This window comes from Haloprofundus halobius (assembly GCF_020097835.1).
In the GTDB taxonomy this organism is placed as follows: Archaea; Halobacteriota; Halobacteria; order Halobacteriales; family Haloferacaceae; genus Haloprofundus; species Haloprofundus halobius.
On the sequence record NZ_CP083666.1, the window covers coordinates 2,466,452 to 2,486,908 of the forward strand.

The 20,457-nt window shown below is 66.1% G+C and carries 23 protein-coding genes; 16 read left to right on the top strand and 7 right to left on the bottom strand.

Annotation, left to right across the window (positions count from 1 at the left end; all coding sequences use genetic code 11):
- Nucleotides 1–18: 18 nt before the first annotated feature.
- Both LAQ74_RS13005 and LAQ74_RS13010 read left to right on the top strand, forming a co-directional pair.
- On the top strand, nt 19–1,011 hold the full coding sequence (locus LAQ74_RS13005; RefSeq protein ID WP_224332960.1) for a DUF7972 family membrane protein: 993 nt from the start codon (nt 19–21) through the stop codon (nt 1,009–1,011).
- Between the two features lie 109 nt (nt 1,012–1,120).
- On the top strand, nt 1,121–1,582 hold the full coding sequence (locus LAQ74_RS13010; RefSeq protein WP_224332961.1) for a YbhB/YbcL family Raf kinase inhibitor-like protein: 462 nt from the start codon (nt 1,121–1,123) through the stop codon (nt 1,580–1,582).
- A 38-nt stretch (nt 1,583–1,620) separates the two neighbouring features.
- Here the strand turns inward: LAQ74_RS13010 and LAQ74_RS13015 are convergent, their stop codons facing one another.
- A complete protein-coding gene (locus LAQ74_RS13015) occupies nt 1,621–2,142 on the bottom strand; it encodes an archaemetzincin family Zn-dependent metalloprotease (protein ID WP_224332962.1) in 522 nt (173 codons plus the stop codon).
- A 39-nt stretch (nt 2,143–2,181) separates the two neighbouring features.
- Here LAQ74_RS13015 and LAQ74_RS13020 point away from each other — a divergent pair, with 39 nt between their 5' ends.
- The 3 genes from LAQ74_RS13020 to LAQ74_RS13030 all read left to right on the top strand — a co-directional run bounded on the left by LAQ74_RS13020 (nt 2,182) and on the right by LAQ74_RS13030 (nt 3,815).
- The gene (locus LAQ74_RS13020) at nt 2,182–2,619 is read left to right on the top strand and encodes a UPF0146 family protein (protein ID WP_224332963.1); all 438 of its coding nucleotides are present in this window, start codon (nt 2,182–2,184) and stop codon (nt 2,617–2,619) included.
- 100 nt (nt 2,620–2,719) lie between these two features.
- Nucleotides 2,720–3,583, top strand: coding sequence for a TIGR01548 family HAD-type hydrolase (locus LAQ74_RS13025; protein WP_224332964.1), 864 nt, complete (start codon nt 2,720–2,722; stop codon nt 3,581–3,583).
- Between the two features lie 4 nt (nt 3,584–3,587).
- The gene (locus tag LAQ74_RS13030) at nt 3,588–3,815 is read left to right on the top strand and encodes a DUF7534 family protein (RefSeq protein WP_224332965.1); all 228 of its coding nucleotides are present in this window, start codon (nt 3,588–3,590) and stop codon (nt 3,813–3,815) included.
- Between the two features lie 54 nt (nt 3,816–3,869).
- Here the strand turns inward: LAQ74_RS13030 and LAQ74_RS13035 are convergent, their stop codons facing one another.
- The gene (locus LAQ74_RS13035; protein WP_224332966.1) at nt 3,870–4,364 is read right to left on the bottom strand and encodes a hypothetical protein; all 495 of its coding nucleotides are present in this window, start codon (nt 4,362–4,364) and stop codon (nt 3,870–3,872) included.
- A 104-nt stretch (nt 4,365–4,468) separates the two neighbouring features.
- Here LAQ74_RS13035 and npdG point away from each other — a divergent pair, with 104 nt between their 5' ends.
- Nucleotides 4,469–5,137, top strand: coding sequence for an NADPH-dependent F420 reductase (gene npdG / locus LAQ74_RS13040; protein WP_224332967.1), 669 nt, complete (start codon nt 4,469–4,471; stop codon nt 5,135–5,137).
- Between the two features lie 117 nt (nt 5,138–5,254).
- On the opposite strand, the gene prf1 is transcribed toward npdG, so the two are convergent.
- Nucleotides 5,255–6,499, bottom strand: a complete 1,245-nt coding sequence (prf1, locus tag LAQ74_RS13045; protein WP_224332968.1) for a peptide chain release factor aRF-1 — start codon at nt 6,497–6,499, stop codon at nt 5,255–5,257.
- A gap of 147 nt (nt 6,500–6,646) precedes the next feature.
- On the opposite strand from prf1, the gene LAQ74_RS13050 reads away from it, so the two are divergent.
- Nucleotides 6,647–7,873 carry a nucleotide-binding protein gene (locus LAQ74_RS13050; RefSeq protein ID WP_224332969.1) on the top strand — a complete coding sequence of 409 codons (1,227 nt, stop codon included), beginning with the start codon at nt 6,647–6,649 and terminating at the stop codon, nt 7,871–7,873.
- Nucleotides 7,874–7,913: 40 nt separating this feature from the next.
- Entirely contained in the window at nt 7,914–8,054 is a 141-nt protein-coding gene (locus tag LAQ74_RS13055) for a hypothetical protein (RefSeq protein ID WP_224332970.1), read from the top strand.
- Between the two features lie 12 nt (nt 8,055–8,066).
- Here LAQ74_RS13055 and argS read toward each other — a convergent pair whose 3' ends face one another.
- On the bottom strand, nt 8,067–9,839 hold the full coding sequence (argS, locus tag LAQ74_RS13060; RefSeq protein ID WP_224332971.1) for an arginine--tRNA ligase: 1,773 nt from the start codon (nt 9,837–9,839) through the stop codon (nt 8,067–8,069).
- A gap of 231 nt (nt 9,840–10,070) precedes the next feature.
- On the opposite strand from argS, the gene LAQ74_RS13065 reads away from it, so the two are divergent.
- Entirely contained in the window at nt 10,071–10,769 is a 699-nt protein-coding gene (locus LAQ74_RS13065; RefSeq protein ID WP_224332972.1) for a DUF120 domain-containing protein, read from the top strand.
- Complete coding sequence (gene ribB / locus LAQ74_RS13070) at nt 10,770–11,471, top strand: 3,4-dihydroxy-2-butanone-4-phosphate synthase (RefSeq protein WP_224332973.1); 702 nt, start codon at nt 10,770–10,772, stop codon at nt 11,469–11,471.
- A gap of 23 nt (nt 11,472–11,494) precedes the next feature.
- Here the strand turns inward: ribB and LAQ74_RS13075 are convergent, their stop codons facing one another.
- The gene (locus tag LAQ74_RS13075) at nt 11,495–12,385 is read right to left on the bottom strand and encodes an NAD-dependent epimerase/dehydratase family protein (protein ID WP_224332974.1); all 891 of its coding nucleotides are present in this window, start codon (nt 12,383–12,385) and stop codon (nt 11,495–11,497) included.
- Between the two features lie 114 nt (nt 12,386–12,499).
- On the opposite strand from LAQ74_RS13075, the gene LAQ74_RS13080 reads away from it, so the two are divergent.
- Nucleotides 12,500–13,429 carry a branched-chain amino acid transaminase gene (locus LAQ74_RS13080; protein ID WP_224332975.1) on the top strand — a complete coding sequence of 310 codons (930 nt, stop codon included), beginning with the start codon at nt 12,500–12,502 and terminating at the stop codon, nt 13,427–13,429.
- 224 nt (nt 13,430–13,653) lie between these two features.
- Here the strand turns inward: LAQ74_RS13080 and LAQ74_RS13085 are convergent, their stop codons facing one another.
- A complete protein-coding gene (locus LAQ74_RS13085) occupies nt 13,654–14,283 on the bottom strand; it encodes a DUF502 domain-containing protein (RefSeq protein ID WP_224332976.1) in 630 nt (209 codons plus the stop codon).
- 97 nt (nt 14,284–14,380) lie between these two features.
- On the bottom strand, nt 14,381–15,220 hold the full coding sequence (locus LAQ74_RS13090; RefSeq protein ID WP_224332977.1) for a proline dehydrogenase family protein: 840 nt from the start codon (nt 15,218–15,220) through the stop codon (nt 14,381–14,383).
- A 102-nt stretch (nt 15,221–15,322) separates the two neighbouring features.
- Between LAQ74_RS13090 and LAQ74_RS13095 the strand changes: the two genes are divergently transcribed.
- From LAQ74_RS13095 to LAQ74_RS13115, 5 genes are all read left to right on the top strand, one after another.
- Entirely contained in the window at nt 15,323–15,877 is a 555-nt protein-coding gene (locus LAQ74_RS13095; protein ID WP_224332978.1) for a CDP-2,3-bis-(O-geranylgeranyl)-sn-glycerol synthase, read from the top strand.
- Between the two features lie 170 nt (nt 15,878–16,047).
- Nucleotides 16,048–16,569 (top strand): orotate phosphoribosyltransferase, encoded by a 522-nt coding sequence (gene pyrE, locus LAQ74_RS13100; protein ID WP_224332979.1) that lies wholly within the window; start codon nt 16,048–16,050, stop codon nt 16,567–16,569.
- A gap of 111 nt (nt 16,570–16,680) precedes the next feature.
- On the top strand, nt 16,681–17,394 hold the full coding sequence (locus tag LAQ74_RS13105; RefSeq protein WP_224332980.1) for a phosphoribosyltransferase family protein: 714 nt from the start codon (nt 16,681–16,683) through the stop codon (nt 17,392–17,394).
- Nucleotides 17,395–17,494: 100 nt separating this feature from the next.
- On the top strand, nt 17,495–18,925 hold the full coding sequence (locus LAQ74_RS13110) for an NCS2 family permease (protein ID WP_224332981.1): 1,431 nt from the start codon (nt 17,495–17,497) through the stop codon (nt 18,923–18,925).
- A 92-nt stretch (nt 18,926–19,017) separates the two neighbouring features.
- On the top strand, nt 19,018–20,412 hold the full coding sequence (locus LAQ74_RS13115; protein ID WP_224332982.1) for an aryl-sulfate sulfotransferase: 1,395 nt from the start codon (nt 19,018–19,020) through the stop codon (nt 20,410–20,412).
- Nucleotides 20,413–20,457 lie beyond the last annotated feature (45 nt).

Here is a 20,457-nt window from a genome sequence, read left to right on the forward strand (position 1 = left end):
ACCCGAGATGAGACGTCGATGAGCGACGAGGAAGCCAACGAGAACAGCGATTCGCTGAACAGCGTACAGCAGTGGCTGTATCTGAGGGGGAGTCGACGAATCATCACACTCGTCATCGTCCTCGGGGTGTTCGTCATCGTCCGTCTGCTGACCGAGGCGGGTGTCCTCCACGTCGCGAGTGGGAGTTACCTCGCGACGCTGATGGGCAGCGGGACGTTCTCCGGGCTGCTCACGCTCGTGACTGTCGTACTCTCTATCAACCAACTCATCCTGTCACGGGTGTTCGGGTCGCCGTCGGACCTCTCCGACCAACTGGAGGGGAACCTCGACTTCCGGCGCGGCATCGAGGACGTGGTCGGCGCGCCCAACAGTCCGAACGAACCGGGTCCGTTTCTGGCGTTCGTCGGCGAGGCGCTCCAGCGGGAGGCGGCCGGCCTGCAGGAACGACTCGGCGAGGAAGATGGGGAACTGGCCGACGAAGTCGAAGAGTACACGTCGAATCTCGTCGACTACGGCGACCACCTCACCGAGGCGCGGACCACCCAGAGCACCGTCGACGTGCTGCTCATCTGCCTCGGCGAGGAGTACGCGAACTACCTCGACACGACGCGGAAACTCAAGCGTCGCCACCACGACCGACTCTCGGAGGAGGCGTCCGAGCAGTTCGACGACATCCTCGAACTGCTGAAGGGCGTCGCCACCGTCCGGCAGTTCTTCAAGACGCTCGCGATTCAGCAGGACCTCGCGCGACTCTCGCGGCGACTCATCTATCTGGGCCTCGGGGCGCTCTTGGTCGTCTACTGCTTCACGCAGGTGTACAGGAGCCCGTCGTCGATGTCGCCGACGCTCGCCGCGTCGACGCTGCGGTGGGTGTCGAGCACCGTCGCCGCCGTCGTGTTCGCGCCGGTGGCGCTTCTGATGTCGTACCTCCTCCGGGTCGCGACGCTGACGCTGTACACCGTCTCCGTCGGGTCGTTCGTTCCTCCGGAGGAGCGACTGGAGAGTCCGTAGTTCGTCGTTCGACGGCGTGTCGTCGAGCGGTAACAGGTCCCCGGTGTGACCCTCCAGGGCGTGCGAACGTGTGACAATAGTATTGTCCGAGCGCGTCGAACGCAAGCGTATGTCACTTCGGCTCACGAGTCCGGCGTTCGGGGACGGCGAGGCGATACCGACGCGGTACGGCTACCGTAACCGAAACGTCAACCCGCCGTTGCGCGTCGAGGGGGTGCCCGACGAGACGAAATCGCTGGCGCTCGTCGTCGACGACCCGGACGCCGAGAAACCGACCGGAAAGGTGTGGAACCACTGGCTCGTCTGGAACGTCGACCCGACGGTCGCGAAGATTCCCGAGACGTGGTCACCGGGACGCGACGGCGCGATAGAGGGAAAGAACGACTACGGCGAACTCGGCTACGGCGGCCCGAACCCACCGGACCGCAGACACCGATACAGGTTCCGACTCTGGGCGCTCGACCGGGAGCTCTCGCTCGTCGCCGGCGCGACGCGTCGCGAACTGGACGCGGCGATGGACGGACACGTGCTCGAAGGCGCGTCGCTGTCGGGGACGTACGAACCGGAGTGAAAAGTGGAGAGGAGAAGCCGGACGGGACGCGTCGGCGCTCAGCCGAACGTCCGACTGCAGGTGCCGCAGAGGTTCTCCTCTTTCACGTCGACTTCGCGGACCGTCGGGGAGAAGCTCATCACGCACTTCGAGTTGTCGCAGTGTTCGAGGCCGAACGTGTGCCCGATCTCGTGGACGACCTCCTTTCGAACGCGGTCGGCGAACACCTCCGAGGCGGGTTTCGTCGAGATACCGCCGTCAGAGGAGGTCTGGAGGCGGTACGTCGAGATGACGGAGCCGTTGCCGTTGAGATAGGCGAGACCGAACACGTAGTTTCGCCGACGGTAGTAGAGGTCCATCGGCGTCACGCCGATGTTCTTGTCGCCGTTGCCGACTCGACTCGCCAACTCGATAAACTGCTCTGCCCGGTACTGGTTTCGGCCGCGGTCGTACGCACCTTCGGGAATACCCTGCTCGTCGTGGACTGCCACGTCGCAACTGTAGACCGAGCGCAACGCGGCGGAGGCCTCGCGCTTGACCTGCGCCGGCACGTCCCCGATAGGCACGATGTCGACAAGCATGAAAGCGGTTAAGACGGGCCCTCTCATAAACTTCCCGACGTGAAACATCGGGGAGAAGAGACACTCGTCGCCCGACTGTCGACGTACGACTCGCTCGTCGAGGTCGGTGTCGGCAGGCGTCCCGACGTCGCGGCGGCGCTCGCCGACGCGGGGTGCGCCGTGACGGCGACGGACGTCCACGAGTTTCCGGTTTCCGACCCCGTCCGGTTCGTCCGCGACGACATCGTCACCGCCAGCGAGGCGACGACACCAGGCGACCACTACCGGGCCGAGGCGCTGTACGCGCTGAACCTCCCGCCGGAACTCCACCGACCGCTGCGCGACGTGGCTCGGGCGGTCGGCGCGGACTGCCTGTTCACGACGCTCGGGTTCGACGAACCCGCAGTACCAGTTCGGTGCGAGAGTGTCGGCGGTGAGACGCTGTACGTCGCCGAAAGCGGCGCGAGAGACGGCCCTCGTCGAACCGGTGAGCGGTAGTCGTCGTGCCGAGCGCCGACGCGAATCCGACCGGCCGCAGAACCGGCGAGTACGGGTGTTATCCGGAACGCATTTCCTGTCTCCGGTTCGCACGGAACGTATGCAGACCGACGCGGTCGTTCTCGACGTAGATGGCGTGCTCGTCGACGTCGCCGACTCCTATCGCCGCGCCGTCGTCGAGTCCGTCGAACGGGTGTACGGACGGACCGTCCCGGTCGAGGCGCTTCAGGCGTTCAAAGACGCCGGCGGGTTCAACAACGACTGGGAGTTGACGTACGCCGTCGCGCTGTACGTGCTCGCGCGGCGGGAGGGACTGAAGATGCCGACCGAGGAGTTCGCGGCGCACGTCGCCGAGCGCGGCGGGGGCCTCGACGCGGCGCAGTCCGTCGTCGCCGACATGCCCAGTATCTCGCAGGCTCGGGTTCGCGACAAGTGGGACACCGAACGCCTGCGCGACGTGTTTCAGGCGCTGTACCTCGGCAGCGACCGCTACCGCGAGTTCGAAGGCGGCGACCCGCCGTTCGAGACCGAGGGCTACATCAACGACGAACCGGTCATCCTCACCGAGGAAACCATCGCGGAACTCACCGAGCGCTTCGACGTCGGCGTGTTGACCGGCCGACCCGAAGCCGAGGCCGAAGTCGGCCTCGACAGAGTCGGCTTGGACCTCCCGGAGATCTACCGCTTCACGATGGACGACTGGGAGGAGGGCAAACCGCATCCGAGTGCGCTCGTGACGCTCGCCGAGCGTTTCGAGGCGGAGACGGTGACGTTCGTCGGCGACACCCTCGACGACGTACGGACGGCGGTGAACGCCGCCGAGCACGACCCCGACCGGATCTACCACGGCGTCGGGGTGCTGACCGGCGGACTCACCGGTGATGAGGGGCGAGCGAAGTACGAGACTGCCGGGGCGGCGGCCGTCGTCGACAGCGTGAACGACCTACCCGTGCTGTTGGAGTGAACCGATGGCCCGACCGCGCTTCCGTGCGTTTCTGCTCACGATGCTCGCGCTCGACGTAGTGGCGCTCGTCGTCGTCCCACTCGTGATACCGCCGGACCCGACGGCGCGGATGATGGTGTTCGCCGCCGTGCTGCTGACGATTCCGGCGCTCTCGTTCTGGCTGGCGTACCGCGGCGGGTGGGAGCGACTCGGCGTCTGGTCGCCCGAGTCGGAGTCCGAATCCGAGGGGTAGACCGACGGGAACCGCCAGGTCGACCACCCGCCGCGCCGCGTTCGGAACTCGCGTCTACGACTCGTCGTGCGCCGAGTCCAACGGCAGCAGTCGCGTCCGTCCGCCGGGGTCGAAGACGCGCGCCTCGGCTCCGGCCTCGCGGGCGCGCCGGCGCAGCGTCCGTGCGAGTTCGACCGCTTCGGCCCGTTCGTCGTTCGACCGGAACCGGAGGCGTATCTCGTCGGCGCCGTCCGTGACTCGGAGCGCCAGCGAGAATCCGGTCGGGCGGGCAAACGGCGCGAGCGCGTCGAGGTCTGCGTACCGAACGCGGCGCGTCGCGGGGTCGTGCGTCGCCTCGGTTTGGGAGACGGCGTGGGGGTCGTACAGTCCGAGCGATTCGGGGAGGTTGCCGAGCAAGCCGCCGACGGCCGCGTCGGCGAATCGGGCGATACGGCCGTGACGCGAGGGAGTGAGCAGGAACGCCTCGTCGTCGAGAAACAGTCGGCCGGGTCGGAACCGCTCGTCGGGAGTCGGCCGGAGAAGCACGTCGTACGAGGAGCGACCGTCCATGCGACGGGGATGTCTCTGGGGGCGGATAAAGGCCGGTGACGGCGACTCCCGACAGTTCTCACCGCTCGCGCAACGTTTAGGAGACGGCCGGCCTCACATCCACCATGCGAATCGCGTTGCTCGGCGGAACCGGCGACATCGGCGAGGGACTGGCGCTGCGGTGGGCGTACGACACCCCCCACGAGGTACTCATCGGCTCTCGCGACCCCGAGAAGGCGCGACAGAAAGCCGAGGAGTACGAGACGGAACTCGACAGCCGCGGCGTCGAGGTGAAGGTCAACGGCTTCGGCAACGAGATGGCCGCCGATCGCGCGGACGTCGTCGTCCTCGCGGTACCGCCGTACCACGTCGCCGACACCGTCGAGGCAGTCGCGCCGAAACTCGACGACGGGGACGTGCTCGTCAGTCCGGCGACCGGGATGAAACGCGACGACGGCGGCTTTCACTACCACCCGCCGAGCGCCGGGAGCGTGACGCAGTTGGTCGCCGACAGCGCGCCCGACGGTGTGTCCGTCGTCGGCGCGTTCCACAACCTCGCGGCCGGTCGACTCGCGGATTTGGACGCCGACCTCGGTATCGACGTGTTGCTCGTCGGCGACGACTCCGACGCGAAGGAGACGGTACGGATGCTCACGGAGGAGATAGAGGGACTTCGCGCGCTCGACGTCGGTGGTATCGCGAACGCGCCGGAGGTCGAGAGCGTGACGCCGCTGTTGGTGAACGTCGCGATGAACAACGACGGGATGCACGATTTGGGCGTTCGGTTCGAATAGGACGAACGCCGCGCTCGCCGTGAGTCCGATTCGTTCGATGCGTTCGGTGGCGTTTCTCAGCTACTGAAACGCAGTCTCACAGCGTGAGAAAACGGAGTTAGTGCGAGAGAAGAGCGTTTACACGCCCGTCGAGTAGCGCAGAATCCCCGCAATACCGCCGAAGGCGTCGTACAGCTGCTCGCCCTTCTCGAAGTCGGTACTGATGAACTTCGTCTCCGTGCCGCGCTGGTCGGCGATCTCCATCAGATGCTCGATGACGTCCTCGCGTTCGACCATCTCGGCCTCGCTGCCGTCCGTGCACTCGTGCGTCGGCGTCGAGTGTCGGGCGTCGATTACCTCGTACTCTTCCTGCCCGTCGCAGTCGAAGACGACGACGTCCTTGCGGAGGTCCTCGCTGATGAGCAGGCGGTCGACAGAGCCCATCACGAGGTTCTTGCGGGTCGCCTCGAAGCCGTAGGTGGCGAGGTCACCGGCGTGGAGGCTCTCGAAGAACTCCTCCATCTCGGCTTTGTCCTTCATCACCTCCTGGTCGGCCAGCACCTCCTGGGCGGCGTCGACGAGGTCGTAGAGCCCCGACTCGTCGGTGTAGGAGATGTCGAACTTCCCGACGACCTTGTCCTGAATTTCGTGGTGGAGGTAGTCGCCGTCTAAGAACTCGTCTTTCGTCGGCGACGGGCCGCCGACGAGAATGCCGTCGATGTCGTGGCGCTTGGCGACGAACAGGTCGTTGGCCATCTCGGCGACCTCCTGATAGAAGTTGTCGATGGCTTCGAGGCGGAGGCGGGCGAAACGCTGGGCGGACTGGCCACCTTTGCGCTGCTTGCCCGGCACGAGCGAGGAGGCGGATTTGACGGGTTCGACGCGCTTGCCTTTCAGCCAGCCGACGTTCGCCTCGCGGCGGTCGAGGACGATGAGGCCGAACAGCCCCTTGTCCGAGAGCATCTGCTCTAGCGGTTCGGTCAGAAACGCCGAGTCGCAGTGGTAGCGGAACGACTGGACCGGTTCGGGCGGACTCTCCAGGGTCTTCGTCACCATCGTCGTCTGGCCGCCGCCGGAGTTGATAGCGCCCGAGAAGATGACGATACCGTTGTCCGGCGGGAACGTGTCGAAGTAGCGCAGGCGGTCTTTGATGCTCGTGAGCGCGTCCTGCACGTTCGTCCGCGTCTGCTTGGACTTGATGTTGGCCGCCTCGCTATGCTCTTGGATGACGTGGTCGACCACGTCGGAGATCTGCTTGTCGGGAGGGATGTAGATGGTGACGAGCTGGGTCCCGGAGCCTTCGTACTCCGATAACTCCTCTATGACCTTCCGGAACTCGTACTTCCGGCGGTCGTCGCTCGGCCCCTCGGCGTCAGCACTCATTACCTCTACTAGCCCAGTCGGGCGGTAAGTATGCTTTGACTGGTGGATGACCGACCGCGAGCGGCTCTCAGGGCCGCACCACAGATGCGTCGGACGCTGGGGGCTACATTTATATCCCCGACATGGGAGGATGTGGATAACCCAACCATGGCTCGTATATACGCGGTCGCGAGTGCGAAAGGCGGCGTCGGCAAAACTACCACGACGGCGAATCTGGCGGCGACGCTGGCGTCTTCCGGCCACGAGGTCGCTGTCGTCGACGGCGACCTCGCGATGCCGAACCTCGCGGCCGCGTTCGACGTCGACGTCTCGGGAGCGACACTCCACGACGTACTCGCCGGGCGTGCGTCCGTCGACGACGCGATGTACACCTCGGAGTCGGGCGTCACCGTCGTCCCCGGCGACGCCAGTCTCGACGCGTTCGCGACCGCCGAGCCGACGGCGCTGCACGCCGTGTTGGCGGAACTCGAAAGCTACGACTTCGTGCTCGTCGACACGGGGAGCGGCCTGAGCCACGACGCGGTGTTGCCGCTGGGGCTGGCGGACGCCGTCTTTCTCGTCTGCAACACCGAGCGCGACGCGCTCGGCGACACCGACAAGACGCGCGAGGTCACCCAGCGACTCGGCGGGACGGTCGCGGGCGTCGTCCTGACGCGCGTCGACCCCGAGAGTCCGAACGCGGCGGAGGTCGCAGACCGCCTGGACGCGACTGTTATCGAAGCCATCCCCGACGACGACGCGGTCACCGAGTCGGTCGCGGCCTCGGTGCCGGTGTCGGCGTACGCACCCGACAGCGACGCCACCGCGGCGTACGCGGCGCTCGCCGAGGTGGTCGAAGCGTACGACTCGGACGCAGTGACGGAGAAACCAGTCGAGAGCGGAGACGGCGAGGACAGCGTTGACGGCGGCGTGGAAGACGACGACCACGACGACTCCGAACTCGACTCGGAGGCGAGCGCCGCGGCGGGGGCGCTCTCCATCGCCAGCGCGGAGGAGAAACTCGGTGTCGAGGCGGACGACGCGGCGGTCGAAGCCGACGAGCCAAAGGGAGACGCCACGAGCGACGGGTCCGAACCGGTCGCCGACGCCATCGACGAGGCCGAGACGGCGACGGACGCGGATGCTACCTCCGAGACCGAATCGGACGGCGTCTACGACACCGCGCTCGTCGAGGAGGCGGAGAACACCGAGAGGGAGGCCGAGGAACGCGACGCGGAGGAGTCGGGGGACACAGCGGACGTCGAGGACACCGAAGACGCCGAAGAGACCGAGGACGACGAAGAGGCCGAAAACGTCGAGGGGGCGGAGGAAGCGGCGTCCGACGAAGAGAGCGACGGAAAGAGCAGCGGATTCCTCGGCCGACTCCTCGGCTGAAAACGGGAAGTTCTTTTAGGCGACCCGTCACACCAACGGTATGGCCGAAGACGAACCCGTCCCCTTCTGGTGGGTCGCGTTGTTTCTCGCACTCGCACTCGGTGCGGGCGTGATAGCCGTCACATCCGTCGGCGGTAGTCTCATCGACTCCGCGGGCGTCGCGCTCCCGCTGCTCTTCTGAGCCGACGCGCGCTCACATCGACGTCGGAGCTTCGACACCGAGAGCGTCGAGTGCGTTTGCGACCGCGTGGCGAGCACCCGCGACGAGCGCGAGTCGCGCGGCTCTGCGTTCGCCCTCGGCGGTGAGCACCGGACACTCGCGGTAGAACGCGTTGAACGTCTCCGCGAGTTCGCGCGTGTACGTGGCGACGACGTGCGGTTCGAGGTCGTCGGCCGCCTCCTCGATGACCGCCGGGAACCGGGCGAGCGTCCGGACGAGCGCGCGTTCCTCGGGTGTGTCGAGGAGGGCCACGTCGACCGAATCGACGCCGAGCGACTCGCCCTCGGCGACGTTGACGTCCGCCTCGGCGAGGATACCGCAACAGCGCGCGTGGATGTACTGAACGTACGGCGCGGACTGCGCCTCGAAGTCGAGCGCGCGGTCCCACTCGAACGTGATGGCCTTCGTCGGCTGTTTCGAGACGATGTCGTAGCGGACGGCCCCGATGCCGACCTGTCGGGCGATGCGCTCGATATCCTGCTCGGTGAGGTCGTCGTCGCGGATGCGCGAGTCGAGGCGGGACTCGACCTCCTCGCGGGCGCGGGAGATGGACTCGTCGAGCAGGTCGTCGAGGTCGACGCCCGTCCCCTTCCGGGTGCTCATCTTCCCCTCGGGGAGGTTGACGTACGAGTAGATGGCGTGGCGGAGTTGGGTCGTGTCGTTGCCGAGCAGTTCGAGCGCCGCGCCCAGTTGCTCGGCCTGGAGTTTGTGATCCTCGCCGAGCACCGTCACCGCTTCGTCGTAGTTCTCGAACTTCCACTCGTGGTGGGCGAGATCGCGGGTCGTGTACAGCGTCGTCCCGTCGGAGCGAAGGAACACCATCTTCTTCTCGATACCCCAGTCGGTGAGGTCCAGTTGCCAGGCGTCCTCCTCGTAGACGGCGTGTTCTGACTCCTTGAGGCGCTCGACCACGTCGTCGGCGTCGCCGTTCCGCATGAACCGCGACTCCTTGACGAACTCGTCGAACACGGCCGGGAGACGTGCGAGCGACTGGCGCATCCCACCGAGCACCTGGTCGACGACGACTTCGACGCGCTCGTACGTCTCCTCGTTGCCCTCCTCCAGTCCCCGCATGATGGCTTCGATTTCGGCTTCCGCCTCGGACACGTCGGCGGCGTCGCCTTCCTCCAAGAACTGGTTGCCTTTGCGGTAGTAGCGCACGAGGTCGTAGTCGGCGCGGTTACGCTCGGGTTCGGGGAGGTCCGAGTCGTCGAACGTCTCGTAAGCCCACGTGAACACCGCGACCTGTCGACCCGCGTCGTTGACGTAGTAGTGGCGTTCGACGTCGTTGCCTGCGTAGTCGAGGACGCGCGCGACGGCGTCGCCGAGAATCGGGTTCCGGGCGCGACCGACGTGGACCGGTCCCGTCGGGTTTGCGCTGGTGTGTTCGACGACGACCGATTTGCCGGTGTCCGGAAGCCGACCGAACTCCTCGTCGCTCGCCGCGGCGTCGAGCGTGTCGGCGAGATAGGCGTCGGTCGGCGAGAAGTTGACGTACGGCCCCTGCGTCGTCGCGTCGGCGACGTACTCGTACTGGTCGACGTCGAGTTCGTCGACGAGTTGGGCGGCGACCTGCGGCGGGGCCGCGCCGAGTTCGCCGGCGAGGCGGAACGCGACGCTGGAGGCGAGCACGGCGTCGACGTCTTCGGGCGGTTCCTCGACGCCGAGATCGTCTGTCGGCGCGTCGAGCGCCGACAGCGCGTCGGTCAGCGCCGACTCGACCTGACTCCGAAACTGTCTGAACATGCCCGTTGGTTTTCGAGGGTCGGATAAATGTATTTCCGAACTCCCGAGAGGCCCCGAACCCGGCCGGTTCGGGCGGCGCACACTAACGTATCACTACAACCGATGAACTTAGATGGGTGAAGGTCGTTACGTGGAGTAGGCGCTGTGTTCTCGCAGTAGGCACCCCATAACACATCTGAGACGCATCTCATATTCGTCATACTTATGCGGACGGCGACCGGAGTGAGAGATATGCCAGAAACGGTAGTCGCCGTCGGCCACGACGAGTTGGCCGCGTTGAAGCACGTCGCCCTCGATGGCGGATTAGCCGGGCCGGTGAAGGTGTCCTGCGCCGGGCTCGCCGAGCGCCTCGACGCGTCCAACCAGACGGCGTCGCGCCGCCTCCAGCGCCTCGACGAGTCGGGCCTCGTCGAGCGCGACATCGTCAGCGACGGACAGTGGGTGTCGATAACCGACGACGGCGAGGCCGCGCTCCGACAGGAGTACGCCGACTATCGCCGCGTCTTCGAAGACGACACCGAACTCACGCTCACCGGGAGCGTTACCGGCGGGATGGGCGAGGGCCGCCACTACATCTCGCTGTCGGGGTACATGGAGCAGTTCGAGGAGCGTCTCGGGTACGAACCGTTCGCGGGCACGCTCAACGTCGAACTCACGGACGAGTCGGTTCGGACGCGCGCGGGAATGACGAACCTCGACGCCGTGCCGATAGACGGCTGGGAGGACGACGAACGGACGTTCGGTCCGGCGTCCTGCTACGCGGCGACCGTCGAGCACGACGGGGCGACGTACGAGACCACTCACATCATCGTTCCCGAGCGCACCCACCACGACGAGCGTCAACTGGAGATCATCGCTCCGGACAAACTCCGCGACGCGCTCGGCCTCGACGACGGCGCAACCGTCACCGTCTACGTGGAGGAGGCCTGAATGACCCAGCGCGCGAGCGACGAGAACGCGAGTGCGAGTGGCGGCCTCGATGCCGCCCTCGACGCCTTCCGCAGCGGCGAACCGGTTCTCATCCACGATTTCGACGACCGGGAGGGCGAGACGGACATCGTCTACCCCGCCGGTGCGGTGACGCCGACGGCCGTCTCGCATCTGCGAAACGACGCGGGCGGCCTCGTCTGCGTCGCCCTCTCCGACGCCGTCGCCGACGCGGTGGAGCTGCCGTTTCTCGACGACGCGCTCGACCACCCGAGCGCCGGCGATCACGATCTCCGGTACGACAGCCGTTCGTCGTTCTCGCTGCCGGTAAACCACCGAGACACCTTCACCGGTATCACCGACGAGGACCGCGCGCTGACAATCACGAAACTCGCCGAGGCGGCCGTCGCCGCCGAGTCCGTCGCCGTTCAATACGGCTCCGAGGAGTTCGCCGCTGAGTTCCGCTCACCCGGCCACGTCAACCTGCTGCGCGGCGCGCCGGCGTTGCTCGCCGACAGACGCGGCCACACCGAACTCGGGCTCGCGCTCGCCGCCGAGGCCGATCTTCCCGCTGCCGTCGTCGTCTGCGAGATGCTCGACGACGAGAGCGGACGGGCGCTCTCGCCGAGCGACGCCCGCGCGTACGCCAACCGGCGCGGCTTCGCCTACCTCGACGGCGAGCAGTTAGTCGACGAACTGGCGTAGTCGGTCGTCTCTTTTCGTCTCACTCACCTGCACTCGCGCCAGCTTCGCGTCGGAGTCCACCCGAGCGTCCGCGCCGCCTTCGACGTGTCGACGAGACTCTCGTGGTCTGAAACGTCGCGACGCGTCACGGCGTCGGGGTACACCTCCTCGACGAGCGTCGCCGTCGGACAGTCGACGGTCGTCTCCGCGGCCGCCGCCCAGAACGTCTCGTGGCCCGAGAAGTCGGCCGCTATGCAGCGACGAAAGAGGGCCGCGAGGTCGTCGAGGTGGACGTACGCGAACAGCGTGTTCCGCGCCGAATGGTAGAACGGCGCGTCTCGAACCGTGCCGAGCGAACGGTCCGCGTCGACGAGCGTCTCGCGCATCCGGTCGTCGTCCATCGCGATGGGAAACCGGACCGTGCTCACCGTCTTCGGCCCGTCGTTGCGTCGGGCGATACCCTCGGCGGTCTGTTCGAGGACGCGCTTGCCGAGCGCGTACGGGTCCCGCGGGTCGACCGGGTGCGACTCGTCGACCGGCAGGTAATCGAGCCGAACCGGGTCGGGGTCGAACCCCGCGCCGAGGGCGCTCATACTCGACGCGACGGCGACGCTGTCGATATCGAGGTTCTGCGCGGCTTCGAGGACGTGGTAGGTAGTCATCACGTTGCTCTCGAAGGTGACGTGACCGGGGCCGGAATCGGGTCGTGGAACCATCCCGAGGTGGACGAGGCCGTCGGCGTCGCTCGATGCGAGCGACGCATACACCTCACCTGCGTCGAGGAGGTTCGTCCGGCGGTACTCGTCGGCGACCGATTCGCGCCGCGACCCGCGACTGAGATTCACCGTTCGGTAACCGTGTTCCTGCAGGTGTGCGAGGACGAACCGACCGACCTGTCCGTTGCCGCCGGTGACGGCGATGGTCCGAAGCGACATGACTCGGTGTGGGTTCTCCGCGGTCAAAGCGTCTCTCCTGTCGACGAACCGAGCACGAGGACAAACCGTGAGGAATACGGGATGTTTTATACAGCACCCGCGAATGAGGCCACCATGGGCTTCGACGAGATGGACGTTGACACCATCTGGATGAACGGCGAGTTCGTCGACTGGGACGACGCGAAGATTCACGTGCTGTCGCACGGCCTCCACTACGGAACCGGTGTCTTCGAAGGCGTCCGCTGTTACGATACCGAGAACGGCCCGGCCATCTTCCGCTGGGAGGAGCATCTCGAGCGGTTCTACAACTCCACGAAACCGTACGACATGGAGATTCCGTACGAGCCGTCGGAACTGACCGAGGCGACGCTCGAACTCATCCGCCGACAGGACCTCCAGAGCTGTTACATCCGGCCGATCGCCTACTACGGCTACGACTCGCTCGGCGTCAGTCCGGGCGACTGCCCGACGGACGTCACCATCGCCGCGTGGCCGTGGGGTGCGTACCTCGGCGAGGAGGCGCTGGAGGAAGGCATCGAGGTGATGGTCTCCTCGTGGCGCAAGCACGCCTCCAGTCAGATTCCGACGAACGCGAAGACGACTGGCCTGTACGTCAACAGCCTGCTCGCCGGTGAGGAAGCACGGCGCAACGGCTACCGCGAGGCCATCGTCCTCAACAAGGAAGGCAACGTCGCGGAGGGACCGGGCGAGAACATCTTCCTCGTCCGCGACGAGACCATCTACACGCCCGGACTCTCCCAGAGCATCCTCGACGGTATCACCCGCGACACCGTCATCAAACTGGCGCGCGAGCGCGGCTACGAAGTCGACGATACGGCAGCCATCAGCCGCGGCGAACTCCACACCGCCGACGAACTGTTCTTCACCGGCAGCGCCGCCGAAGTGACCCCGATCCGGCAGGTCGACAACGTCGTGATCGGCGAGGGGACGCGCGGCCCCGTCACCGAGGAACTCCAGTCGGCGTTCTTCGACCTCGTCGAGCGGCGCACCGACGACCACGACGAGTGGTTCGACTACGTCTGAGCGAGCAGAAGAGCCGTCTCACGGAACAGAAAGGGCGAACAGGCGAGACAGTCGTCGTATCGGCGCGGTGCGTCGGGGCGTCTCGCGCACCCGCCTCGGCCCCGACGCGGCGGTAGTTCAGCGCACGCGGGCGGATAGTTCCGGTATCACAGTTCAACCTGCGCAGCGACGGGGCTGAGGTTCCCGTCCGGCCGCGGCGGGAATCGTGCGGGAATCGTGGAGTGTCAGTCGTCGTTCGACCGCTTGATGTCGTCGACCGACACCTCGTCGATGACGTCGATGTCGATGCCGGGTTCGGACTCCTCGCCGAATCCGGCGCTGAGGATGCGCGTCAGCGCCTCCTCGACGCGTTCGTCGGTCTCTTCGATGTCCTCTTCGTCGACTTCGATGACGAACCCGGAGGTGATGTTCGGAGCGGTCGGGAGAAAGAGGACGACGCGGCCGTCGTCGGTTCGTTTGCCGGTTTTGAACGCAGTCATCCGCAAGCCGTTCCACGTCTCGATTCTCACCGGCTTCTGCAGTTCTTCGGTCCCGGTGAGCGCCGTCTCGACGGCGAGTTTGGAGGCGTTATAGAGGACGCGAATCAGCGGGACCTGGTTCATCGTCGCGTCGATTCCGTCCTCGATGAGACGGCCGAACGTCGTGCGCATGAGATAGCCGACCGAGAAGACGAGCATCAGGAAGATGACGATTATCGTCAGCACGGCCAGCGCCTCGGGCATCTGGTCGATGAGAAACGCGATGACGGGGAGTTCGGCGATCTGCTGGTAGAGCCAGTTCAGGACGAGCAGGATGACCAAAAGCGGAGTGAGGACCACGAGACCGCTCGCGAAATCGCGTTTCCACGTAGACATTCTCGGTCGATACTCCGACCGGCGGGGTTAAGAGGTCTTCTACCGAGTTGCCACGTTGCGCGAGACGGGGTGTCACGCACTCGTCCGTCGACCGCGGTCAGACGCCGGTGACGGCGCGGAGCGCGAACAGCGCGTTCTCCTTGCGCTCGCGGATCCGGCGGTAGAAGTAGGAGAACCACTTGTCGCCGTAGGGTGCGTACTGCCACACCTCGTAGCCCTCGGCGGCGAGTTCCCGCTGGGCGTCCTCGCGGACGCCCATCAGCATCTGAATCTCGAAGTCGGTGCCGTACTCGTCATGGAGGTCGGTCGCGTACTGGATCATCGCCGGGTCGTGGCTGCCGACGGCGATGCCGCCGTCGAACTCCTGGAACATGAACTCCAGATTCTCGCGGTACGACTCGTTGACGTCGACTTTGTCCGTGTAGGCTATCTCCTCGGGTTCGTCGTACGCGCCCTTGACGAGGCGGACCTTGCCCGGGACGTCGACGAGGCGTTCGAGGTCGGTCCGCGTCCGGCGGAGGTTCGCCTGCACGCAGACGCCGACGTTGCCGCGGGTCGCCTCGGCGAACGTCTCGTACGCCGACAGCGTCGCGTCGGTGGTGTCGTGGTCCTCCATGTCGACCCAGACGAACTCGTCGTGGTCGGCGGCCGCATCGGTGATGCGTTCGAGGTTCTCGCGGAACACGTCCTCGCCGACGTCGAGGCCGATCTGGGAGGGTTTGACCGAGACGCAGGCGTCGAGGGTCGTGCGCCCCAGGTCGGCCAAGAGGTCGACGTACGCGTCGGCGTCGGCGTCGGCGGGGTCGCGGGTGTCGTAGTGTTCGCCTAACAGGTTGAGGATGACCTTCACGCCGTCGGCGTTCGTCCGGCGGGTGTGTTCGAGCGCCGTCGCTGGCGTCTCGCCCGCGACGAACCGACTGGCGATGGGCGGAATCATGCAACTCAGTTGCGACCATCCGGTTATCAGCGTTGTCCTCTCGAACTCGACAGGCTAACGCGACAGGAGAGAGATTAAATGCCGTCCGTGAGTGGCCGCCGTATGGTCATCTCGCGATTCATCTCGCAACTCGTCTCGGCCGCCTGGGCGATGCTGCCCGCCTACGTTCCGAACAACGCTGCGGTTCTCTCCGGCGGCGGCGACCCGATAGACGGCGGACGAATGTGGGGCGACCGCCGACTGCTCGGCGACGGGAAGACGTGGCGCGGAACGGCCGTCGGGAGCGTCGTCGGCGTCCTCCTCGCCGTCGTTCTCAACCTCGTCCGCGACCGCGTCGAGGCGCGTCTCGGCGTCTCGCTCCCCGAGTTCAGCCTCGGCGGGGCCGTCGGCCTCGCGGTCGGCGCGATGCTCGGTGACATCGCGGCGTCGTTTCTCAAGCGCCGAAGCGGTCGCGAACGCGGTGCGTCCTTCCCGCTCCTCGACCAACTGGACTTCGTCGTCGGCGCGCTCGGTCTGGCGAAACTGCTGTCGCCGGTGTGGTTCTCGCGGACCTTTACGCCGCTCCGCCTCGTCGTCGTCGTCGTCATCACGCCCGTGCTCCACCTCGTGACGAACGGTATCGCCTATCTGCTCGGATTGAAAGACGAGCCCTACTGACGCACCTTTTTGCTGCGGGGGTGCGCAGAGCGCACCCCGCTTGCAAAAATCTGCACCAAAAAGGCCGCTCGCTCCCTGCGGTCGCGCGCGGTTCAGAAACTGGTTCGTCACCACCTCCTATCGCCCGCCAACCGGCCCGTTTATCACCCTCGCCGAACCCACACCGACCAATGGCGAACGAGGAACTCATCGCGGCGCTTCGCGACGCAGAGGCCGTCAAATTTGGCGAGTTCGAACTCTCCCACGGCGGAACGAGCGACTACTACGTCGACAAGTACCTGTTCGAGACCGACCCGCAGTGTCTCCGACTCATCGCGAAGGCGTTCGCCGAGCGCGTCGACGACGAGAAACTCGCGGGCGTCGCTCTCGGCGCGGTCCCGCTCGTCGCGGTCACGTCGGTCGAGACCGACCGCCCCTACGTCATCGCGCGCAAGAAGGCCAAGGAGTACGGAACCGCCAAGCGCATCGAGGGCCGCCTCGAAGAGGGCGAGGCCGTGCTGGTGCTCGAGGACATCGCGACGACCGGCCAGAGCGCCGTCGACGCCGTCGAGGCGCTCCGCGACGCCGGGGCCGAGGTCGACCGCGTGCTCGTCGTCGTCGACCGCGAGGAAGGGGCCGAGGAACTGCTCGCCGAACACGACGTCGAACTCCAGTCGCTGCTGACCGCGACGGATCTTCTCGCCGACCGGTAAACGACGTGTTCGAGTCGCGCGGCGACGACCGCGTGACAACCATACACGTGCGTAAATCTATCGCTAAAAATATCGAAGTGTTCATAGTTGTGCAAACACGAAACGCGGGGTATGAACAGAGCTGAGAAGGCCGCCCTCCAACTGCAGGCGGTCGCCGTCCTCCGGATGCTGAAGGAGACGCGTACGTACGACGAACTCTCGTCGGTGACGGGGCTTCCGGCCGGTGACCTCAACCGGTACGTCAACGGCCACGTCCTCCCCGGGAGCGAGCGCGCCCGCGAAGTCGTCGAAGGCGTCGGCCGCGACGCGCTCTCCACCGAACTGGAAGCGCGCGTCCGCTTCGACGACGAGGGGTACGTCGACAACTCCGGCGTCGTCTTCGACCAGTCGTTTCTCGACCTCGTCGCCCCCGTCGCCGCCAACAGCTTCGGCTTCGAGCGCCCCGACGTCATTCTGACCGCCGCCACCGACGGTATCACCCTCGGCGCGGCGATGGCGCGCTACTTCGACGCCCGCCTCGCCTACGCCAAGAAGTCCAAGGAGACGGCCGTCGAGGAGTTCATCGAGTCGCGTCAGCGGCTCGCCTCCGGCATCGAACTCACCTACTACCTCCCCGCGAGCGCGCTCTCGTCGGGCCAGCGTGTCCTCGTCGTCGACGACCTGATCCGCTCCGGCGAGACTCAGGAACTGCTGTTGGACATCGCCGAACAGGCCGACACGAGCGTGACGGGCGTGTTTGCGCTCATCGGCGTCAGCGACAAGGGGCTCGGCCGGGCGCGCGAACTCACCGACGCGCCCGTCGGCGCGCTGACGACGCTGGACTAGCGAGTTCCGGCGACGTCTCGGACCGCCGACATCCACATAGATGCACAACTATGGACGGATAGATGGTAATTCTTAAGTTATTAATGCATCATCGGCCAACATGGGGTTACTGGATTCGTACTTCGAGTTCGAGGAGCACGGGACGGACTTACGAACGGAGGTTCTCGCGGGGATAACGACGTTCCTGACGATGAGTTACATCGTCGTGGTCAACCCGCAGATTCTCGGGGCAGCAATCGACGTGGGGAACCGAACCGACGCGCAGACGGTGCAGATGCTCGCCGTCGTGACGCTCATCTCGGCGGCGGTGGCGACGTTCATCATGGCGCTGTACGCCAAGCGGCCGTTCGCGCAAGCGCCCGGACTGGGGCTGAACGCCTTCTTCGCGTTCACCGTCGTCCTCGGACTCGGCATCCCGTGGCAGACGGCGCTGGCGGCCGTCGTCGTCGAAGGCGTGCTGTTCATCGCGCTCACCGCCGTCGGTGCTCGCGAGTACGTCATCGAACTCGTCCCCGAGCCTGTCAAGTTCGCTGTCGGCGGCGGCATCGGCCTCTTCTTGGCCGTCATCGGCTTGCAGGCGATGCGCGTCGTCGCCGGTGACTCGGAGACGTTCGTCACGTTCAACCCCGTGTTCGCGCAGGACCCCGTCGCCATCATCTCGGTGGTCGGGCTCTTCTTGACGTTCGCGCTCTACGCCCGCGGCGTCAAAGGCTCCATCATTCTCGGTATCGTCGCCACCTCGGTTCTCGGCTACGCGGCGTCGGCGCTCGGCTACAACGCCTTCCCCGCCGACCAGGCACCCGAGGGGAACACGCTCGGGGCGTCGTCGCTCGTCGGCGATACGACGCTCGCCTACGACGCCGCGGGCTACGACATCACCCCGCTCGTCGGCGCGTTCCTCGAGGGGCTGTCGAACGTCGACGCGCTGGCGTTCTCGCTCGTCGTTTTCACGTTCTTCTTCGTCGACTTCTTCGACACCGCGGGGACGCTCGTCGGCGTCAGTCAGGTCGGCGGCTTCCTCGACGAGGAGGGGAACCTCCCCGACATCGACCGGCCGCTGATGGCCGACGCCGTCGGCACCACCGTCGGCGGGATACTCGGCACCTCCACGGTGACGACGTACATCGAGTCGTCAACCGGCGTCGAGGAGGGCGGTCGGACCGGGATGACCGCGCTCGTCGTCGCGCTGCTGTTCGTCGCCTCATTGGCGATCGTCCCGCTGGCCGCGGCGATTCCGATGTACGCCTCCCACATCGCGCTCGTCGTCGTCGCGGTGCTCATGCTGCGCAACGTCGTCGACATCCAGTGGAACGATATCACCCACGCCGTCCCCGCCGGGATGACCATCCTCGTGATGCCGTTTACGTTCTCCATCGCCTACGGTATCGCCGCGGGAATCATCGCTTACCCGCTGGTCAAAATCGCCGCCGGGGAGCGCCGCGACGTGACCGTCGGGCAGTGGATACTTGCGGGCGCGTTCGTGCTGTACTTCTTCGTCCGCACCAGCGGCCTCCTCACCGGACAACTGTAGCGGCGGACGCGGCTGCCAATCGACCGACACGAAGGGCGCTCGCCGCCGACACAAACACCAAGTTTCATAGCGGCAACGACTAATCAGAGGCCATGGATACGCCCTCCAGACGATGGCTACTGCGAGCGCTGGTCGCGATCGCGGTTGTCGGCCTGTTCGTTCCGGCCGGCATCGCGGCCGTGACGTACGACCCCGAGGACGAGACGACCCTGCAGCGAGGGACCGTCACCGATCTGGCGAACGGCTCGACCGTCGTCAGCGTCCAAGGCTTTCACTTCCAGGGCGAAGGGAACAAGAAGAAGCCCGCTCGTCTCGTCTCCGTCGACGAACGCGGCGAGACCGAGTGGGTGTACGACGGTGAAGAGCAGGGCGCGACGTGGTTCTACGAAGCCGACCCGCTCGACAACGGTAACCTGTTCGTCGTCTCGACGCGTCCGGGGAAAACGCTCGTCTACGAACTGAACCCCGAGACCGAGGAGCGCGTCTGGCAGGAGGAGTTCGATATCGAGGACACTCACGACGCGGTGATGCTGAACGACGAGGAGATCGCCGTCGCGAACATGCGCAACTGGAACGACTCCGCCGGTCGCAGCGACGACCGCGTCTTCATCTACAACCGTACGACCGAGGAGATAACGTGGGAGTGGTACTTCCACGAGCACTACGACGAGAACACCGACGGGGGGATGAACGACGACTGGTCGCACGTCAACGACATCGAACCCGTCGGCGACGAGCACCTCCTGCTGTCGCCGCGGAACTTCGACCAGGCCATCCTCGTCAACCGGACCAGCGGCGAGATCGACCTCCGACTCGGCGAGGACGACAACTACGAGATACTGAACGAACAGCACAACCCCGACTACTTGGAGAGCGAGGACGGCAACCCCGTCATCCTCGTCGCCGACTCCGAGAACCACCGCGTCGTCGAGTACGAGCTGATAGACGGCGAGTGGGAGCGGACGTGGGAAGTGGGCGAAGGCCAGTTGACGTGGCCGCGCGACGCCGACCGCCTCCCGAACGGCAACACGCTCATCACCGACACGATGAACCACCGCGTCGTCGAGGTGACGCCGGAGGGCGAGATCGTCTGGGAGTACTACGCGACGTGGGGACCGTACGACGCCGAACGGGTCGCCCACGGCGGCGGGTCGAACGGGCCGACCATCAGCGACATGGACGCCGAGGGGAGCTACGAACTCTCCGGCAGCGCCGGTCTCGAACCGGGCGAGGGCGACCGCGTCTCCTTCAGCAACTGGATCGTCGGGCCGTTCCTCGACACGCCGCTCGAAGAACCCGTGAGCGAGTTCGCGACGATGTGGGCGCAGCTCACCCCGTGGATTCGGCCGGTGTGGCTCTCCAGTTGGGGATTCGTCTCCGCCATCCTGGGCACGCTGCTGTTGCTCGTGTGGGTCGGCACCGAACTGGTCGTCAACCGTGGTCGAATCCGGCGACGGGTCTCCGCGGTGGCCCAACAGCGACTGTAGTCGACTCGCCCCCGAACCGAGTCGCATCGAGGCGCTCGAACCGCG

What these genes read in the sequence shown, in the direction of transcription:
- LAQ74_RS13005 (WP_224332960.1), top strand. Translation starts at nt 19, where the DNA reads ATGAGCGACGAGGAAGCCAACGAGAACAGCGATTCGCTGAACAGCGTA.
- LAQ74_RS13010 (WP_224332961.1), top strand. Translation starts at nt 1,121, where the DNA reads ATGTCACTTCGGCTCACGAGTCCGGCGTTCGGGGACGGCGAGGCGATA.
- LAQ74_RS13015 (WP_224332962.1), bottom strand. Translation starts at nt 2,142, where the DNA reads ATGCTTGTCGACATCGTGCCTATCGGGGACGTGCCGGCGCAGGTCAAG.
- LAQ74_RS13025 (WP_224332964.1), top strand. Translation starts at nt 2,720, where the DNA reads ATGCAGACCGACGCGGTCGTTCTCGACGTAGATGGCGTGCTCGTCGAC.
- LAQ74_RS13030 (WP_224332965.1), top strand. Translation starts at nt 3,588, where the DNA reads ATGGCCCGACCGCGCTTCCGTGCGTTTCTGCTCACGATGCTCGCGCTC.
- LAQ74_RS13035 (WP_224332966.1), bottom strand. Translation starts at nt 4,364, where the DNA reads ATGGACGGTCGCTCCTCGTACGACGTGCTTCTCCGGCCGACTCCCGAC.
- npdG (WP_224332967.1), top strand. Translation starts at nt 4,469, where the DNA reads ATGCGAATCGCGTTGCTCGGCGGAACCGGCGACATCGGCGAGGGACTG.
- prf1 (WP_224332968.1), bottom strand. Translation starts at nt 6,499, where the DNA reads ATGAGTGCTGACGCCGAGGGGCCGAGCGACGACCGCCGGAAGTACGAG.
- LAQ74_RS13050 (WP_224332969.1), top strand. Translation starts at nt 6,647, where the DNA reads ATGGCTCGTATATACGCGGTCGCGAGTGCGAAAGGCGGCGTCGGCAAA.
- LAQ74_RS13055 (WP_224332970.1), top strand. Translation starts at nt 7,914, where the DNA reads ATGGCCGAAGACGAACCCGTCCCCTTCTGGTGGGTCGCGTTGTTTCTC.
- argS (WP_224332971.1), bottom strand. Translation starts at nt 9,839, where the DNA reads ATGTTCAGACAGTTTCGGAGTCAGGTCGAGTCGGCGCTGACCGACGCG.
- LAQ74_RS13065 (WP_224332972.1), top strand. Translation starts at nt 10,071, where the DNA reads ATGCCAGAAACGGTAGTCGCCGTCGGCCACGACGAGTTGGCCGCGTTG.
- ribB (WP_224332973.1), top strand. Translation starts at nt 10,770, where the DNA reads ATGACCCAGCGCGCGAGCGACGAGAACGCGAGTGCGAGTGGCGGCCTC.
- LAQ74_RS13075 (WP_224332974.1), bottom strand. Translation starts at nt 12,385, where the DNA reads ATGTCGCTTCGGACCATCGCCGTCACCGGCGGCAACGGACAGGTCGGT.
- LAQ74_RS13080 (WP_224332975.1), top strand. Translation starts at nt 12,500, where the DNA reads ATGGGCTTCGACGAGATGGACGTTGACACCATCTGGATGAACGGCGAG.
- LAQ74_RS13085 (WP_224332976.1), bottom strand. Translation starts at nt 14,283, where the DNA reads ATGTCTACGTGGAAACGCGATTTCGCGAGCGGTCTCGTGGTCCTCACT.
- LAQ74_RS13090 (WP_224332977.1), bottom strand. Translation starts at nt 15,220, where the DNA reads ATGATTCCGCCCATCGCCAGTCGGTTCGTCGCGGGCGAGACGCCAGCG.
- LAQ74_RS13095 (WP_224332978.1), top strand. Translation starts at nt 15,323, where the DNA reads ATGGTCATCTCGCGATTCATCTCGCAACTCGTCTCGGCCGCCTGGGCG.
- pyrE (WP_224332979.1), top strand. Translation starts at nt 16,048, where the DNA reads ATGGCGAACGAGGAACTCATCGCGGCGCTTCGCGACGCAGAGGCCGTC.
- LAQ74_RS13105 (WP_224332980.1), top strand. Translation starts at nt 16,681, where the DNA reads ATGAACAGAGCTGAGAAGGCCGCCCTCCAACTGCAGGCGGTCGCCGTC.
- LAQ74_RS13110 (WP_224332981.1), top strand. Translation starts at nt 17,495, where the DNA reads ATGGGGTTACTGGATTCGTACTTCGAGTTCGAGGAGCACGGGACGGAC.
- LAQ74_RS13115 (WP_224332982.1), top strand. Translation starts at nt 19,018, where the DNA reads ATGGATACGCCCTCCAGACGATGGCTACTGCGAGCGCTGGTCGCGATC.